General features: G+C 66.4%; 16 protein-coding genes. 5 read left to right on the forward strand and 11 right to left on the reverse strand.

Annotation, left to right across the window (positions count from 1 at the left end; translation table 11 throughout):
- Positions 1 to 26 precede the first annotated feature (26 nt).
- Positions 27 to 1,223, reverse strand: coding sequence for an amino acid aminotransferase (locus Mal64_RS06840; RefSeq protein WP_146398332.1), 1,197 nt, complete (start codon positions 1,221 to 1,223; stop codon positions 27 to 29).
- Positions 1,224 to 1,441: 218 nt separating this feature from the next.
- Between Mal64_RS06840 and Mal64_RS06845 the strand changes: the two genes are divergently transcribed.
- From Mal64_RS06845 to Mal64_RS06855, 3 genes are all read left to right on the forward strand, one after another.
- Positions 1,442 to 2,665, forward strand: a complete 1,224-nt coding sequence (locus tag Mal64_RS06845; protein ID WP_146398334.1) for an inositol-3-phosphate synthase — start codon at positions 1,442 to 1,444, stop codon at positions 2,663 to 2,665.
- A gap of 254 nt (positions 2,666 to 2,919) precedes the next feature.
- On the forward strand, positions 2,920 to 3,180 hold the full coding sequence (locus Mal64_RS06850; protein ID WP_197525523.1) for a hypothetical protein: 261 nt from the start codon (positions 2,920 to 2,922) through the stop codon (positions 3,178 to 3,180).
- 381 nt (positions 3,181 to 3,561) lie between these two features.
- Positions 3,562 to 4,938: a DEAD/DEAH box helicase gene (locus tag Mal64_RS06855; protein WP_231993600.1), complete on the forward strand. Its 1,377-nt coding sequence runs from the start codon at positions 3,562 to 3,564 to the stop codon at positions 4,936 to 4,938.
- Between the two features lie 33 nt (positions 4,939 to 4,971).
- Here Mal64_RS06855 and Mal64_RS06860 read toward each other — a convergent pair whose 3' ends face one another.
- The gene (locus Mal64_RS06860; protein ID WP_197525524.1) at positions 4,972 to 5,955 is read right to left on the reverse strand and encodes an extracellular solute-binding protein; all 984 of its coding nucleotides are present in this window, start codon (positions 5,953 to 5,955) and stop codon (positions 4,972 to 4,974) included.
- Positions 5,956 to 6,147: 192 nt separating this feature from the next.
- Positions 6,148 to 7,464, reverse strand: a complete 1,317-nt coding sequence (locus Mal64_RS06865) for a flavin-containing monooxygenase (protein ID WP_146398338.1) — start codon at positions 7,462 to 7,464, stop codon at positions 6,148 to 6,150.
- Between the two features lie 269 nt (positions 7,465 to 7,733).
- Here Mal64_RS06865 and Mal64_RS06870 point away from each other — a divergent pair, with 269 nt between their 5' ends.
- Together Mal64_RS06870 and Mal64_RS06875 are read left to right on the forward strand one after the other, a co-directional pair.
- The gene (locus Mal64_RS06870) at positions 7,734 to 8,810 is read left to right on the forward strand and encodes a hypothetical protein (RefSeq protein ID WP_146398340.1); all 1,077 of its coding nucleotides are present in this window, start codon (positions 7,734 to 7,736) and stop codon (positions 8,808 to 8,810) included.
- A gap of 163 nt (positions 8,811 to 8,973) precedes the next feature.
- A complete protein-coding gene (locus Mal64_RS06875) occupies positions 8,974 to 9,456 on the forward strand; it encodes a helix-turn-helix domain-containing protein (RefSeq protein ID WP_146398342.1) in 483 nt (160 codons plus the stop codon).
- A 33-nt stretch (positions 9,457 to 9,489) separates the two neighbouring features.
- On the opposite strand, the gene Mal64_RS06880 is transcribed toward Mal64_RS06875, so the two are convergent.
- The 8 genes from Mal64_RS06880 to Mal64_RS06915 all read right to left on the reverse strand — a co-directional run bounded on the left by Mal64_RS06880 (position 9,490) and on the right by Mal64_RS06915 (position 14,923).
- On the reverse strand, positions 9,490 to 10,119 hold the full coding sequence (locus Mal64_RS06880; RefSeq protein ID WP_146398344.1) for a hypothetical protein: 630 nt from the start codon (positions 10,117 to 10,119) through the stop codon (positions 9,490 to 9,492).
- Complete coding sequence (locus Mal64_RS06885; RefSeq protein WP_146398346.1) at positions 10,119 to 10,334, reverse strand: hypothetical protein; 216 nt, start codon at positions 10,332 to 10,334, stop codon at positions 10,119 to 10,121. Before Mal64_RS06885 ends, Mal64_RS06880 begins: the two co-directional genes overlap by 1 nt.
- Before the next feature lie 2 nt (positions 10,335 to 10,336).
- The gene (locus Mal64_RS06890) at positions 10,337 to 10,735 is read right to left on the reverse strand and encodes a hypothetical protein (RefSeq protein ID WP_146398348.1); all 399 of its coding nucleotides are present in this window, start codon (positions 10,733 to 10,735) and stop codon (positions 10,337 to 10,339) included.
- 2 nt (positions 10,736 to 10,737) lie between these two features.
- Positions 10,738 to 11,520, reverse strand: coding sequence for a LamG domain-containing protein (locus tag Mal64_RS06895; RefSeq protein WP_146398350.1), 783 nt, complete (start codon positions 11,518 to 11,520; stop codon positions 10,738 to 10,740).
- Positions 11,521 to 11,523: 3 nt separating this feature from the next.
- On the reverse strand, positions 11,524 to 12,030 hold the full coding sequence (locus Mal64_RS06900; protein WP_146398352.1) for a hypothetical protein: 507 nt from the start codon (positions 12,028 to 12,030) through the stop codon (positions 11,524 to 11,526).
- A 100-nt stretch (positions 12,031 to 12,130) separates the two neighbouring features.
- Entirely contained in the window at positions 12,131 to 13,294 is a 1,164-nt protein-coding gene (locus tag Mal64_RS06905) for a phage major capsid protein (protein WP_146398354.1), read from the reverse strand.
- Positions 13,295 to 13,400: 106 nt separating this feature from the next.
- Positions 13,401 to 13,874 (reverse strand): hypothetical protein, encoded by a 474-nt coding sequence (locus tag Mal64_RS06910; protein ID WP_146398356.1) that lies wholly within the window; start codon positions 13,872 to 13,874, stop codon positions 13,401 to 13,403.
- A gap of 59 nt (positions 13,875 to 13,933) precedes the next feature.
- Positions 13,934 to 14,923: a hypothetical protein gene (locus Mal64_RS06915; RefSeq protein ID WP_146398358.1), complete on the reverse strand. Its 990-nt coding sequence runs from the start codon at positions 14,921 to 14,923 to the stop codon at positions 13,934 to 13,936.
- Positions 14,924 to 15,008 lie beyond the last annotated feature (85 nt).

Raw genomic sequence — 15,008 nt, forward strand, 5'->3', positions numbered from 1 at the left:
ACCCACGGCGACAGTCGCCCCAGCGCTCAGCCGCCGACGACCTCGCCAATCGCCGCGCAGAGCTGGTCGATGTTCGTCGGCGTGACGCCCGCCACATTGATGCGGCCCGAGCCGACGATGTAGATGCTGTGCCGCTCGCGCAAGGCCTCGACCTGATCGGGGGTGAGCCCCGAGAACGAGAACATGCCGCGCTGACGCTCGATGAAAGAATAATCGCCCGGCACGCCGTGCTCGGCCAGCTTGGCCACCAGCAGCGAACGCATGCCGTTGATCCGCTCGCGCATGCTGGCGAGCTCTCCCTCCCACTGCTGGCGGAGGGCCGAGTCGCCCAAAACCGTCGTGACGAGTTGGGCGCCGTGGGCGGGCGGGTTGGAGTAGTTCGAGCGGATCGAACGCTTCAGCTGGCTCTCGACCACGCGGCGTCGGTCGGCGTCGCTGGCGACGATCGTCACGCCGCCGACCCGCTCGCAGTAGAGGCCGAAGTTCTTCGAGAACGAATTGCAAACGATCAGCTCGGCGCCGGGTCGGCAGAAGGCCCGCAGCCCGGCCGCGTCCTCCGTCAGCCCCTCGGCGAACCCTTGGTAAGCGAAGTCGAGCACCGGCAGCAGCCCACGCTGTTGCGCCAGATCGGCCAGTTGCTCCCACTGCTCGGCGGTGGGATCGATGCCGCTCGGGTTGTGGCAACAGCCGTGCAGCAGGACCGCGTCGCCCGGTTCGGCCTCGCCGAGCCCCTCGACCGCGGCGTCGAACGCCAGGCCGTTGGTCGCCTTGTCGAAGTACGGGAACGGCTTCGCCTCCAAGCCGCCGGCGGCGAACACCGGCACGTGGTTGGCCCAAGTGGGAGTGGTGACCCAGACCCGCTTGGTCGGCAGGTTCGCACGGATAAAGTCGGCCGTCACGCGCAACGCGCCGGTGCCGCCCGGCGTGTGAGCCGTCACCGCTCGGCCGGAGGCGACCGCCTCGTGGTCGCCCCCGAACATGAGCCCCTGCACCGCCGCGGAGTAGTCGGCCGAGCCGGTGATCGGCAGGTACGACTTGCTTCCCGCTTCGGCCGCGAGCCGCCGCCCCGCCTCGGCCACGCTCGGCAGCGTGGGCGTCTTGCCGTTGGCGTCTTGGTATACACCCACACCGAGATTGATCTTCTCGGGGTTGGGATCGGCCTTGAACGCGTCGGTGAGTCCCAAGATCGGGTCGGCGGGAGCGGGCTGGATCGCTTCAAACATGGAGAGGGAGCAGGGTTGAGGGTCGTTGAATCAGAAAGGGGGACAATCAAGTCTAGGCAGCAGCCGACGCGCCACGCTCGTCGGGCATCCGCACAATAAGCGTGTCCCTTGCAGCCCCCCCGCGTTGACGCCGGCTCGGGGCGGCCCACAATCGTAGTTCTCAGGCCTGAGCCCGTGAAGTGACACCCGCCGCCCTACGCTCCCCCCGCTCGATTGAAATGACACCACGCACCGGTCTTTGGCTCGTTGGCGCCCGGGGGGGAATCGCCGCCACGGTCGCCGTGGGGCTTGCCGCTTTGAAGCAGGGCGCCGCGGCGACCACCGGCCTGGTGACCGAGGGCCCCCGACTCGGGCCGCTCGTGGAACGACTCGACCCGATCCGCTGGGACTCGCTGGTGCTTGGCGGCCACGACATCCGCAGCACGCCACTCGCCGAGGCTGCCCGGCTGCTGGAAAACCAGAACGGCGCCCTGCCCCACGGATCGGCCGCCGCCTACGCCGACGAGCTGGCCGAAGCCGACCGCCGCATCCGTCCCGGTGTGGCGTTCCGCAGCGGCCCGGCGATCGAGCGTCTCACCGAAGCCGGCTGCCTGCACGAGGCCGCCACGCCCCGCGCGGCGATCGACCAGATTCGCGCCGACCTCGAGGCGTTCGCCGCCGACAACTCGCTCGACCGCGTGGTGGTCGTGTTCCTCGGCTCGACCGAGCCGCCGGTCGACACGGCCTCCCTCCCCGCGCGTTGGGAGGAGCTCGGCAAGACACTGAGTGATTCGGCTGGCTGCCCGTTGCGGGCGAGCTCGCTGTACGCCATCGCCGCGATCGAGGCGGGCATGCCGTTCGTCAATTTCACCCCGTCGCTCGGCAGCGACTGCGAGGCGATCGACGAGCTGGCCCGCCAGCGGGCCGTGTGCCACGCCGGCCGCGACGGCAAGACGGGCGAGACGCTGCTCAAGACCGTGCTCGCCCCGATGTTCGCCGAGCGCAACCTGGAGGTCATGAGCTGGGTGGGCCACAACATCTTCGGCAACCGCGACGGCGAGGTTCTCGACGACCCCGAGCACAAGGCGACCAAGGTCCACAGCAAGGACGCCGTGCTGCCGCCGATCTTGGGCTACGCGCCGCAGACGCTGGTTTCGATCGAATCGATCCGCAGCCTGGGCGACTGGAAAACGGCCTGGGACCACGTGCATTTCCGCGGTTTTATGGGGGTGCCGATGACCCTGCAGCTCACCTGGCAAGGTTGCGACTCGGCGCTGGCCGCCCCGCTGGTGCTGGACCTTGCGCGGCTGATCGACTTGGCCCAAAGGCACGGCGAGGCGGGAGTCGTCAGGCCGCTCGCCGGTTTCTTCAAGAGCCCGATGGGCGCATCGACGAGCGACTTCGGCGCGCAGAGCCGTGAACTCGTCGACTGGGTGGCGTCGCTAAACGGCGCGGCGAGCTAGGTCGCGCCGCATCTCGCCCCGGCGCCACACCCGTTGTCGGCGACCGATCCCTCCCCGCCGCGCCCTTCTTTTTGTCCGATTCATCTTGACTCAATACCCCAGAGGTTGCTTCAATGCGCGCAGTTCATGCGTAGGAAGCTACAGGTCGCCGGTCGTTGACCGCGGCCTTTACCGGAACCACCGCTCCCTTTTTGATTTGCGCCCACGGGAGTGGCGACCGAAACAGGGCGCCGCCAGGGAAGGAGCCATTACACATGGCAGCTAAGAAGAAGACCGCGAAGAAGACCGCCAAGAAAGCGGCGCCGAAGAAGTCGACCAAGAAGAAGGCGGCTAAGAAGGCCCCGGCCAAGAAGAAGACCGCAAAGAAGTCGACCAAGAAGAAGGCGGCTAAGAAGGCCCCGGCCAAGAAGAAGACCGCTAAGAAGTCGACTAAGAAGAAGGCCGCTAAGAAGGCCCCGGCCAAGAAGAAGACCGCTAAGAAGTCGACTAAGAAGAAGGCCGCTAAGAAGAAGTAGCCCTCCGACGAGTCCGATTACCACGCGCAGGCTGAGCGACCACCGGGGTCGCTCAGCCTGCTTGCGTATGGGCCCGGCCGGCAGCCCAGCGACGGTCTCCAGCAACGGGCCTCAGCAGCGCGCTCTGCGGTTGCTCGCACGACCCGTTCTGCTCAGCCCCCCCACGTTGACCTCAGCACGCCGTAGGTGCTATGCTGCTAACCACTTACGAGAATCTCCCAGCGCGCCGCCTCCGACGCGGGCCGCGCCAAGGCGAACGCTTTCGTCGCGGGCAGGCCTGCCCCCTCAAGGCCGGCAGCCGATCTTTCCCGCACGGTCGGCGGTTCTCGGAGCGCTGCGGTTACCCCCTCCCCCGCCTTGCACACCCGCTAAGCCAAAACCTTGTCTGACGAAGAAACGACCGAATCGACGATCCCGACGGTCGAGCCCGAGGGGCAACCGGAACTCAAATTCACCGACATGGATTTGTCGGACATGATGTTGGCCGCCTTGGCCAAGATCGATTACGAGAAGCCCTCGCCGGTGCAAGCCGGTGTGATCCCTCTCGCATTGGAGGGCAAAGACGTTCTCGGCCAGGCCCGCACGGGCACGGGCAAGACCGCCTCGTTCGCGATCCCGATCCTCGAGATGCTCGCCGAGAGCAAGAAGGGGTCGCTGCCCCAGGCGATCGTGCTCGTCCCCACGCGCGAGCTCGCCGTGCAGGTGCGCGACGAGTTCGGCCGGCTGAGCGACGGCAGCAACGTCCGCTGCGTGCCGATCTACGGCGGCAAGCCGATCAAGAGCCAGATCCAGAAGCTCGAGCGCGGCTGCGAGGTCGTGATCGGCACCCCCGGCCGGGTGCTCGATCTGCTCGGCCGCGGCGCGCTCAACCTCGCCCAACTCCGCTGCGTGGTGCTCGACGAGGCCGACCGCATGCTCGACATCGGCTTCCGGCCCGACATCGAGAAAATCCTGCGCAGCTGCCCCAAGCAACGCCAGACGCTGCTGCTCAGCGCGACCGTGGCGCCGGGCGTGAAACGGCTCGCCGAGCGTTACATGAACAACCCGGTGATGCTCGACTTCTCGCCCAAGACTAAGTCGGTCGATACGATCGAGCAGCACTACTTCACCGTCGACGCGGTCAAGAAGTTCGAGCTGCTCGTGCGGCTGCTGGAGCGTGAACAACCGACGCAAGCGATCGTCTTCTGCCGCACCAAGCGTGGCACCGACAAGATCTACAACCGCCTGAACCGCAAGCGTAAAGGCGTTGACTGCATCCACGGCGACCTCGCCCAAGGCGCCCGCGACCGGGTGATGCGAGAGTTCCGTGAGGGCAACGTGAAGGTGCTCGTGGCGACCGACGTGGTGGGTCGCGGCATCGACGTGACCGGCATCTCACACATCATCAACTACGACATCCCCCAGTCGTCGGACGACTACGTCCACCGCGTCGGCCGCACCGGCCGCATGGGGCGCGAGGGCGTGGCCTACACGTTCGTCACCCCCGAGGAGGGGATCGAGCTCACGCGCATCGAGGTGCTGATCAACAAGCTGCTCAGCCGCGACGAGATCGAGGGCTTCGAGACGGTCGCCTCGGTCGCGACCCGCACTGAGAAGACCGAACCGGCGGTGCGATTCTTCGGCCACGGCGCGGCGGCCAACGAAGAGGCCCCGAAGGCTGCCGCCGAAGCCGCCCCGGAACCAGCCGAGCCGCCCAAAGAAGAGAAGAAGCCCGGCGATCCCTCGAAGCGACGCAAGCGGCACCGCAAGGCGCTCTGAGCCATCCGCCGCCTGAGCGCCCCCCTGCGGTCCTCAGCCGGCCGTGGCGAAAATCCGTTTGAGCTCCTCGGCCGCGGCGTCCCACCCGGCGGCCGCCTCGGCAAAGTCGGCTGGCATCGCCCGCACGCTATCGGGGGTCTCGACGCGCGGCTTCGCCTCGGTGGCCGGGTTGAGCGGGATCTGGGCGCCCGGGCCATCGACCAACCGGCCCTCGACCATCGGCGAGAGCAAAAACTCCATCAGCTGCTCGGCGGCAGCGGGGTTGGGCGAACCCTTGATCAGGCAGAGCGAGTTCGGGATGAACAACGCGCCGAGCTCCTCGCCCTCTTGGTCGGCTCCCTGATCGGGATACACGATCTTGACCGGCGAGCCCGCTTCGACCTCGAGCATCGCGTCGTCGGTGTCGGTCAACCCGAACAGCAGCTGGCCGCTGGCGACCGCCTTGGAGACCTGCCGGTTGCCCGACATCACTCGGCAATTGCGCTGGACGTCTTCGAAGAACCGCGTGGCCCGCTCCTTGCCCCACGCTTGGTACAGGCAGGCGGCGTGGGTCGCCGTCGTGCCGAACAGCGGCTTGGCGATCCCGCACCGGTCGCGCCACTGCGGGTCGGTCAGGTCCTCGATCGAGTCGGGCCAACGCGCCTCGGCGAGCAGTTGTGTGTTCACCAGCAACACCCGCGCTCGCGCCGCAAAGCCGCACCACTCGCCCTCGGCCGAGCGATACTCGGCCGGGTAGGCCGCCGTCGTCGGTGACTGGTAGGCGCGGAGCGCCCCCTGCCGCTCGAGCCGCAAGGTGTGCAGCAGCTCGTTGTTCCAAAACAAGTCGCACCGCGGCCGCTCGCTCTCGGCGAGGATCGCGCTGACGAGGTTGAGCGTCTTGGTCGACTCGGTGTCGTACTTCGGCTTGACTTCGACACCGGTCCGGCGGGTGAAGGCCTCGAAAATCGGCTCGGAGAACTCCTGGTCGAGGGCCGTGTAGACCACCACCTCACCCGGCGGCGGCGGAGAGCAGCCCAACAGCACCAGCGGCGCTGCACACAAAACGATCCACAGAAGACCGCTTACTCTTTTCCTGCCAAATGAATCCATCGCCTGCTCCCGGCTTCCGAAGTGAAGAGCTGAATCACACAAGCAATCGTACCGTATAGAATCGGCAGGAACGACACCTGGCGGAAACGGGCTGGCGGAGCACGCCGGCGAAATCGGCTCTCACATCTTGCTCAAAGCACGCAGCTCGCGATCCAGCCGACGCCGATAAGAAAAGTGCTCAACCTCGAGCGAGTGCCGAGGCGTGGCGAGGTACTTTGTGGTCCGGCGGTTGCCGGGGGCGCGTTTCTTCTTCTGGAAACGCCCGGCCGATTCCGCCCCCTGGCGAATCCCCTTCAAGTACTTCGCGACAAGCCGCGCCTGACGATCGACCAATCCCCATTGACCGCTGTCGGGCTGAATCATCCCCAGCACGTACAGGTCGTCATTATCCGGGTGGAAAACATTGAGGTAGAGACCGGGCTTGTGCTCGTTGTCGCTCCAGTTCAGCTCGTTGGCGTCGAGGAACGGGAAGGTCAACTCGTACCCTGTGGCGAAAACCACCGTGTCGAAATCGCCCTCCGAGCCGTCGGCGAACTGCGCCCTGCAATCTTGGAATCCTGTCACGTCCGGACGCACATCGATGTCGCCGTGGCGGGCGTGGTAGACGAGCTCCGAGTTGATCAGCGGGTGCGACTCGAACAGCTTGTGATCCGGCTCGGGCAAACCCGCGTCGCGGAGCCTACCGAGCAAGAAGTACGTCACCACCCTCGCAAGCAGCCTCCGCACGCCGAGCGGGACCCGCCACCGCAGCACCCGCTCGCCGCAGATGTCGATCGGCGTGCCGTGAAAATACTTGGGCAGGATGTGGTAGCCGCGCCGCATGCTCAGGGTCGTCGAGTCGGCGATACGGGCGCTGTCCACAGCGATGTCGCAGCCGGAATTGCCGGCGCCGACCACCAGCACTCTTTTTCCCCTGAGCTGATCGGGGTGCTTGTACTGCGAGGAGTGAAGCGCCTCTCCGGCGAACTCCGTCGATTGGGCGGGCCAGTAGGGGTCTCGATTGTGCCCGTTGGCGATGATGACCGCCCCGTAGCTGCGGCGCTCGCCCGATTCGAGTTCGAGGAGCCAACCCCCAGCCTCACGCTCCATACGCCGAACGCCGGCGCCGAATCGTATGTGGTCGTGCAGCCCCATGGCGTCGGCGTACGCACGAAAGTACTCCAGCACCTGAGCGTGGCTCGGGAAATCGGGGCAGTCGTCAGGGAGCGAGAAATCGAGGAACTCGGTCAACGACTTCGAAGAGATCAGATGGGTCGAGCGATACACCCGCCCCCCGGGCGATGCGTAATTCCACACCCCCCCCAAATCGGCCTCTCGTTCGAGGCACTCGTAAGAGATACCTTCGCGTTGCAGAGCGGCGCAGGCGGCCAGCCCCGAGGACCCCGCTCCGATCACCGCCACGCTGTCGAGGCGGTCAGCCCCCATCACTTCGCTCATAACTCAAGAAGCCATCTGTCCGCAGTGACTGGGTTGCTTGGCGAGTTCCCATCTATGCTGAGCCCGCCGACCAAAGAGACGCTCCGTGCTTGACAACCCGCGGTGAGAACCGCAAGCTTTCGAGTGGCTCCGACGCCCCCCAAGCGGCTGCACCCAAGAACGAATCGGCTCATCCCGTCGGACACACGGCGCTATTGCACTTCCTGCTGAATCGCAAGGTCGCGTTCAGCTCACAGCAGCCACGCTAAGCGTTTGGGAACGCACATTCAATGGCTAGGAAAGCCTCTACCGGCGAGCGGTACCGTTTGGACGGGACGTACGAGCGTCTCCGCCGATCGCTATTAAAAGCGGATCGCGGCCCGGTGCTCGACAAATCGCTTTCGTATTGGGTGGTACCCAGCGACCGGCGGTTGCCGATCGCCTTTCTCGATCGGACGCTCCGCGACCTGCTCGACGAGCCCCTGCAGTCGCTGATGGACACGCCCGGCGTGGGCCAGAAGAAGATCTTGGGGTTCTTTGACTTGCTCAAGCGAGCCTCGCAGGAAGACCCGGAGTCACGCCCCTTTGGCCTCGAACCGGCGCCCCCCAAGCCCCTGCACGACAGCGTGGCGCCCATAGCGTTCGACGCCGCAGCCGTCTCCGAGGCGCACTGGTCGATGTGGTGCGACACGGTCCGCCGGTACGGTTTTGAGCAACGCGTCCTCGGCCGGCTTGCGCCCAGCCTGCAACTGCTGCCCACCGTCATCTGGAAAACGCCCCTCTCGGAATACACGGGCTTGAGCCTCGCCGAACTCCGGGGACTCAAGACCTACGGCGAGAAGCGGGTGAACGCCATCCTCGAGATCTTTTGCACCCTGCACGAAGCCGTTTCGACCTCCACGCTGCACGAAAGCTTAGACATCGATCTGGCGCCGCGGTTCGTGGCGCCCCTGAACCGCTGGTTGATCGAGACAGCCAACTCCGCCACGGAGCCGAGAGCTTCAGCCGTCGACAAGCAGCTTCTGCAGCCGCTCCTGGCTCAGATGCGGCACGACCTGGGAGACGCCATCGGGCAATTGGCCAGCGATCGGTTGCGGATCGACGACCAAGCGCCGACCGTCAAGCAGCAGGCCGATGCGTTGTCGGTCACCCGCGCAAGGGTCTACCAGCTACTCGACGAATGCGCGAAAGCGGCCGATGTCCGCTGGCCCGAAGGGCGCTACCTCCTGGCCCCGATCGCCGGTCCCTCCCTCAGGGCGAACGGCTCGGGCGTCGCTCTCGCGCGGTTGGCGATGGGGCTTTTCTTCCCGCAAACCCGCACGCGACTCTCGGCGGAAGACGCCGCGGGCGTCGCCAACCAGGCGTGACGCGGCTCTGATGAAGAGTCTTGGCGCCACTCAGAGCGTATTTGGCGCTTGATCCGCGCCGCTCGGCAAGGAATAGTCGTGGGTGCTGACCCACGACCATTCCTCTACCCCCTGGGCGCCCGGACCGGTGTCTGACCCGACTCCCCCGTATCACGACACCGTGTTGGCGACGAATCTGCGTCTGCTGATGGCGCAGCGTGGCATCAGGTACGAGGACGTGATCGACGCCACGGGTCTCGACGCCCGCACGGTGCGCGGCATCGTCAACGGCAGCAAACGCCCCCACGCCCGCACGCTCAGCAGGCTCGCCGAGGGCCTTGGCGTGTCGGTCGAACGCCTTTTCCATTCCCCCAACCGGGTCACCGCCGAGGGTTTCGACTCCCACACCAACTCGGCGATCCAAGGCGTGATCGACGCCAATCCCGAGTTGTTCGCCGGCTGGGGCGAAGAAGATTTTGGGGAATTGTGCAGCCGGTTTGGCTGCGGCGGCGCCATGACGCAAACCGGCGTGCTGCAAGCCGCCGAGGCGATGAACCGCCACCGTGCTGTCCTCTCCCAGGCTCGCGTGGTGCTCGAGAGCGACCAGGCCGACCTGCTCACCGAAGTCGTCAAAGCGTTCTACGATCGGGTCACGCTCGACAAGTAGGCCCCACCGCTCGAGCCTCGCTGCGCCGAGGCGTCAAGCCACGAGCGTCGCCTCGACCGTGAACAAACTCCCCAAGCCGCCGGGATCGGTCAGTGTCGTGACACGATACTGCGGGCCCTCGTGGGTCCGCAGCAAGTCGTCCTTGGCGATCGCGATCGGTGAGTCGAGAACCGCCGAGTAGCGCGGCGTCGATTGCTCATCACCGAACGCGGTCGCGATCGGCCGAATAACGGCACGCGCCGATGCGGCGATGGTTTCTTCACTCACCACCTCGGCGCCCTCGCCAAGATCCTCCCAAGCCTGGCGCACCACGTCGATTGACTGACTCCGACCATGGTGCAGCCGAGCCTCGCGAGAGACGCAGCGGAGCCGGGTCTCGCCGCGCAGGCGTCCGACCGTGAGCAGCGCCCCGCAGTTGCCGTGGGAATCGATGAGTTGGTCGCCAACCTCGGGGGGATCGACGCCTTGCGGCCACTCGAATTGCCACACCGTGTCGACGCGCAGCAACGCGCCGCCCGAATCGGCCAGCTCCGAGCGCTCGCTCGAAAAGCGCCAAGCCGCGATCGTCGTCGGCTCTTCACCACGATTGCGGTGCAGGGTCAAAGTCTCGAGGCCGTCGAGCAGGGCGCCGAAGTCTCCTGCCGCGTTCCAAGCAATCGCCATCAGCTCGTTCCTTGGGATTTGATCTCGAAAGGCTCGTACTCGCTGAGCTTGCGGTCGCACCAATCGACGGTGCGTTGCAATGCGTCGGCGTACTGCTCCCAATGGACCCGTTGGCCGTCGACCCAGTAGGTCGGCTTCTGCTCGGCGCGGATGGCCACGAGTTGGGAGAGGGTTTGCGCCCGGACGGAATGGATTTGCTTGGTGTCTTCGTTCATGCTCATATCGCCTTGATTCGGAACCGGAACACGATCTTTTGGCCACTGACAGGCGTGACCTCGTAGCGAACTAAGTACGCGCGTCCGGCGGCGGGAAACGCCTCGGCCGACGAGACATCGACTTCGTGGCGGAAGTTGTAGCCGCTCTCGTCTGCCTCCCAGTAGCCGTCCGTTTGGAGGGCGGCGAAAAAGACGTCGCCCGGCGTGAGCGGGTTGTTAGCGTGGCCCTCGACGGGCGTGAGCTGATGCGGCCGGCACGCGTCGACCTCACTCACCGAGTAGCTGACCGCCGATACCTGCGCCGGCGTCAGAAGCGCACCGTCCGCGCGAACAACGCGCGCTAAGAGCACGGCGCCACTCGACTCGAACAAGGTTCCCGCAGCGTCTCGGGCGTGTTGCATTGCTATCGCACCTCCGTCAGAAGTCTTTCTTCAGTTGATCCGAACCCCGCTAGCCGGGGAGACGATTGCTCAGCGTTTGCGAGTCGCACGCCAAACGCCTCGCCACGATAAATCGATGGGGAAGCCGACCATCGCGACATCCCATCCCCGTGCGGATAGAGAATCGCCGGGTGCCTCTCCCCACCGATGGTCCCGCTGGGGGTCAGGCCGATCCCCAGCGGCGCGACGCCCTCGAGTCGCACCAAGTCTTGGTAAACCACCAGTTCGTCCAAGCGATTCGTCAGCGCCCGAGGGGAAACTCCTTTGCCAAGCGCCGCGACCTCGGCGTCCGTGAGAGCGGCTTTCCAGATCGCCACCTCGGCCAAGGCGCCGGAGAACGGGAAGTTGGTCCCATCGCGAGCGAGCAAGCCCACGCCCAGAACGTCCACCCCGCTAGGAGCCGCCTCAGAAGCTTGCGATTGCTTGGCGCCGCCGTTCAGGTAGACCCGCCGCGAAACGGCGCTCTCGAACACCGCCGCCCCGTGGCTCCAATCGTTGCTCGGGTAGGTCACGGTCGTGTCGAGAGGCGTAAAGGCGCCCGACCTCACCGCGGCTCGCAGCACGCCGTCGCTTTGCACGCCGAGCGAGAAATACTCGTCGCTTTCCGAGCCATTGCAACAAGACAGCAGCACCGCGGTTTGGAGCGTAGCGGGCCGGAACCAGCACGCGATCGTCAGCGGCGTTTCGCCCACGCCTGGGGCCAGGCCGCCACTGAGATGGCTGCCGCCGTGGATCGTGATGGCCATGAGTCACGCCTCCTTCAGTTCAACAGCAAGCAGCTCGGCGTCGCCGGCGAGGGTGTCGGCCGCGTCGGTCCCAAGCCGCGAGACCCGCAACCGATAAGGCTCGCCGGCGTGGGGCAAAAGGGTTTCCGCGGCGCCGAGAGTCAGCTCGCACTGGACGAGATCGCCCGCTTCGCTCGGCGCCGCCGAGGCGCCAGTCACGGGGTCGCTCAGCGCGTCGGAGTCAAGATCAAAGGCGCCGAGCGAAGCGTCGTCTAGACTGCGTCGTTCGAACGCGGCGCCCCACAGCACGGCGCCAGAGGTCGCCGTCGTGGCGGCCCACGTGAGGATCGCTTTCAGCTCGCCGCCGCCATAGTTCGAAGGCAGCACGCCGCTGTAGTCGACCGATTTGTCCTCCCCCTCGGCAAAGTCAAGCACCACGTTGCCGTTGCGCAAGTCGATGCTCGCGTGGTCGTCCGCCGGCAAGCGGGCGGCCAGTGCGTCGTAGATTGCCAGTGTGTCCGATTGCGCCATCACAAGCCTTTGCTAGGAAGTCGGGCGTGGAAGAGCCTGAGGGCCGAAAGAGGCTCGCCCCCGAGAAAACCTCGGGGACGAGCACAGGGCGCCGCGAGCGTCAGCCGGTGCACTTCACCACGAAGCGCGGATTGAGCACCGCGGCGGCGCCACGCTCGCTCGCCTTGAAGCGGAACACGATGTCGTTGTTGAATGCGGCGTCGCTCGCGAGTGGCGCCTGGGTGACCGTGATCGGCCAGTTCTCCATGTACGCGAACGCCTTGCGGAAGTCGCCCAGGAACCACCACTTCTTCGCGTCGGCAGCCGATTCGCCCGAGGCGATCACCCGCCGGTACGCCAGCCGGCTCGCCTCGACTCGGTAGTCGCCAAGCGGGTTGGGCGCGATCGTGGTCGAGGGGGCGCCCGATCCCGTGTAAGAGATCTCGGCGGCGTTGAACGTCCGGTGAGCGGCGTGCCGGTAAGCCGGCATCACCAGGGCGGTCGTCGCGCTCAGCATCACCGGCTCGCCCGTCGCGGGATCGAGGATGTCCGCAAGCACCTGCTCGGCGGCGTCCACGCTGGTCCAGTCGACTAACTCGTTCCCGCTGAGCTCGTTGATCCAAGGGCCGCTCGTCTGGTAGGTGTCGTAGGCCACCCCCTTGTGCTTGTAGTTGTTGGCGACGCCGACGATCAGGTCAAGCAGCCGCTTCTCCTTGTTGAGGCCGAGCACTTCGCCCACCTCCGAAGCCCGCGACAGGACCAGATTCGTGCGGTCGAAGAAAACCGCCTCCCGTGTGATCGGCACGATGAAGCCACGCTTCGTGGTCGACGGGGTCTCGATGTAGTCCTCGTCGAACCCGAGGTTCGGGTACGGCATGCCTGGGCCGACCTCGTCGACCTGATCGCCGATACGTGACACGCCGGGGATCTTCTCGCCGTCGAGCCGCGTGGGGATCGTGTCGACCAGCCGCGAGGCGACGAACGCCTCTTGCGTGTAGGCCTCGAGGATCTTGGCTTGCACCACTTGGCCGGCGACGCCCTGGAACGCTGTGGCGTCGACGCCGTCTCCCGACTCTAGCAGGGCTGTCTCACCCGCCGCGCGGGGGTCGAGCGTGCGGACCCACTCGCGGCCTTCGGGGATCAGCGCCTCGGCCAAGTCGCGGATGCTGAAGTCTTCGGGCTTGAGGCTTCCTTCGGTCAACGCCTCGGTGAGGTGGGCGACGGTTCGGCGCGGGCCGTCGAGGTCGTAGCGTCTCTTGAGTTCTCGGTAATTCACGACAGTCACGGGGCAGTCTCCGGTGGAGAGGGTTATGGCTGGGAATAGGGCAGCTCGCGCCCACGCCCCCCGCCCTCGGCGGGGAGGGGGACAAAGGACGCCGTGGAAAGGCGCCTCAGGCAGGCGTCTGCACGCCGCCGCGCATCACGGTGCTGGCGATGTCCACAAGCACGCGGGTCGCGGCCGGAGCGACCCGTTTGGCGCAGCGGCCCAGGGCGGCCGCCGCCGTTCCCGCTCCCGCCACACGCTGATCCAGCAGCGCGTCGCCATCGCCGTTCTCGGCCGGGCCAAGCAACGCGCCGAGCTCGAAGGTCGCCGCCGCGCACTCGAACTCGAACACGCCCGACGTGGCGATCCGGATCGAATCGGTCTGGCCCGCCCGCGAGCACTGCATCGCGACGCCGACGAAAACGCTTTGCAACTCTTGTTGGTTGAGCACCAACGACCCTTCGTCGGCTAGCGACGAGGCAGGCTTCGCGTCGTCGGTGTCGAGATAGACAAGGTCGCCGATCTCGATCTCGGTCGCCGAGTCGACCGGCAGCATCACCGGGTTCGTGTCGCCGTAGCGCCAACGCATCGTGTTCGCCATTTTTCGATCTCCGTGGTTGAAGGGCCGCGTGCTGGGTTGGTTGAATCGTGTCGAACGTGTCAGCGGGTGATCGCCTCGAGGAAGCTCTTAGCGGCTGTCCCTGTGTCGGCGGCTGCCTCGCCCGGGTAGAGCGGTTGCTCTTGCGAGCGGACCAGCGCCTGGCGGTCCGAACGGGACGCCTCGGCGACGATCGCCCGGCGGTCCTCGATCAATCGGACGAGTGCTGCGTCGTCAGCCGCGAGCAGCGTGTCGGCGAACGCTTGGCTCACGATCGTCCGCGAGGCCGGGTCGGCGGACCCCATCCGCGGCAGGCCGTGCTCCTCGAGCAAGCCGTCGATGCGGTCGCGCTTCTGACGCTGAGTCTCGGCTTCTTCGAGCGTCCGAAGCCGCTCGCGGTCTGGCGCCGCCCGGTCGCGGTCGCGTGACTCGATGGCCTCCACCAGATCGGGGCGGTTCGCTTCGATCTGCTCGAGCGTGAGAGCCGACCACGCCCGCGGCTCCCTAGCCGCGGGAGACGCGTCGGATCCGGCGTGCTCGAACAGCCCACGGGTCGTCGCCGGATCGGCCACGAGGTCGACGCTCTGGACTCGCTGGATCGACTCGACGACCAGCGCTCCCGCCTCCCAGGCGGTGCGGGCGACCACGTTGTGCGACAGGCCGACGTTCTCCGGGGAATGTTCGGCGTCCCAGGCGAGCTGCTCCGAAAGGGCGTGCTTCGGGTTGTAGTGCAGCGCGCCGAAGAGCCCCTCGCCCGGCCTGAGCTCCACGCCCCGGATCACGCCCAGCCGGTCGCGGTAGTCGCGCGGCGAGAGGGGGTCGCCTTGCGGGTGGTTCACGTTGACCTTGGCGCCCTCGTACAGCGAGATCGCCTCACGCAAGGCCTTCTCGCGGTAGCGGCGACCGTTCTTCGACTCGAGCCCGAGCAACTTCACGCCGCGGAGAACGCCGGCGCCGGCGTCGGTCCTGAGCTGCACGCCGCGCGAGTCGACGTACTCTTGCAGCACCGCAGGCTCGGGCAACGTTTTCTGCTCGTTGGTGGCTTGGTTCATATCAGGCTCCTGGAATGCAAAAAGCCCTTCTCCCGGCCACGCGTTCGCTGAACGCGCGGGGCGGAAGAAGGGCTCGAGGGGGGAT

The sequence above is a fragment of the Pseudobythopirellula maris genome (genome assembly GCF_007859945.1).
Taxonomy (GTDB): domain Bacteria; phylum Planctomycetota; class Planctomycetia; order Pirellulales; family Lacipirellulaceae; genus Pseudobythopirellula; species Pseudobythopirellula maris.

Bases quoted from the DNA above. Each gene is read 5' to 3' on its own strand.
- Mal64_RS06900 (WP_146398352.1), bottom strand. From the start codon at position 12,030: ATGGCGCAATCGGACACACTGGCAATCTACGACGCACTGGCCGCCCGC.
- Mal64_RS06910 (WP_146398356.1), bottom strand. From the start codon at position 13,874: ATGGCGAACACGATGCGTTGGCGCTACGGCGACACGAACCCGGTGATG.
- Mal64_RS06865 (WP_146398338.1), bottom strand. From the start codon at position 7,464: ATGAGCGAAGTGATGGGGGCTGACCGCCTCGACAGCGTGGCGGTGATC.
- Mal64_RS06880 (WP_146398344.1), bottom strand. From the start codon at position 10,119: ATGGCGATTGCTTGGAACGCGGCAGGAGACTTCGGCGCCCTGCTCGAC.
- Mal64_RS06890 (WP_146398348.1), bottom strand. From the start codon at position 10,735: ATGCAACACGCCCGAGACGCTGCGGGAACCTTGTTCGAGTCGAGTGGC.
- Mal64_RS06840 (WP_146398332.1), bottom strand. From the start codon at position 1,223: ATGTTTGAAGCGATCCAGCCCGCTCCCGCCGACCCGATCTTGGGACTC.
- Mal64_RS06870 (WP_146398340.1), top strand. From the start codon at position 7,734: ATGGCTAGGAAAGCCTCTACCGGCGAGCGGTACCGTTTGGACGGGACG.
- Mal64_RS06850 (WP_197525523.1), top strand. From the start codon at position 2,920: ATGGCAGCTAAGAAGAAGACCGCGAAGAAGACCGCCAAGAAAGCGGCG.
- Mal64_RS06885 (WP_146398346.1), bottom strand. From the start codon at position 10,334: ATGAACGAAGACACCAAGCAAATCCATTCCGTCCGGGCGCAAACCCTC.
- Mal64_RS06915 (WP_146398358.1), bottom strand. From the start codon at position 14,923: ATGAACCAAGCCACCAACGAGCAGAAAACGTTGCCCGAGCCTGCGGTG.
- Mal64_RS06895 (WP_146398350.1), bottom strand. From the start codon at position 11,520: ATGGCCATCACGATCCACGGCGGCAGCCATCTCAGTGGCGGCCTGGCC.
- Mal64_RS06845 (WP_146398334.1), top strand. From the start codon at position 1,442: ATGACACCACGCACCGGTCTTTGGCTCGTTGGCGCCCGGGGGGGAATC.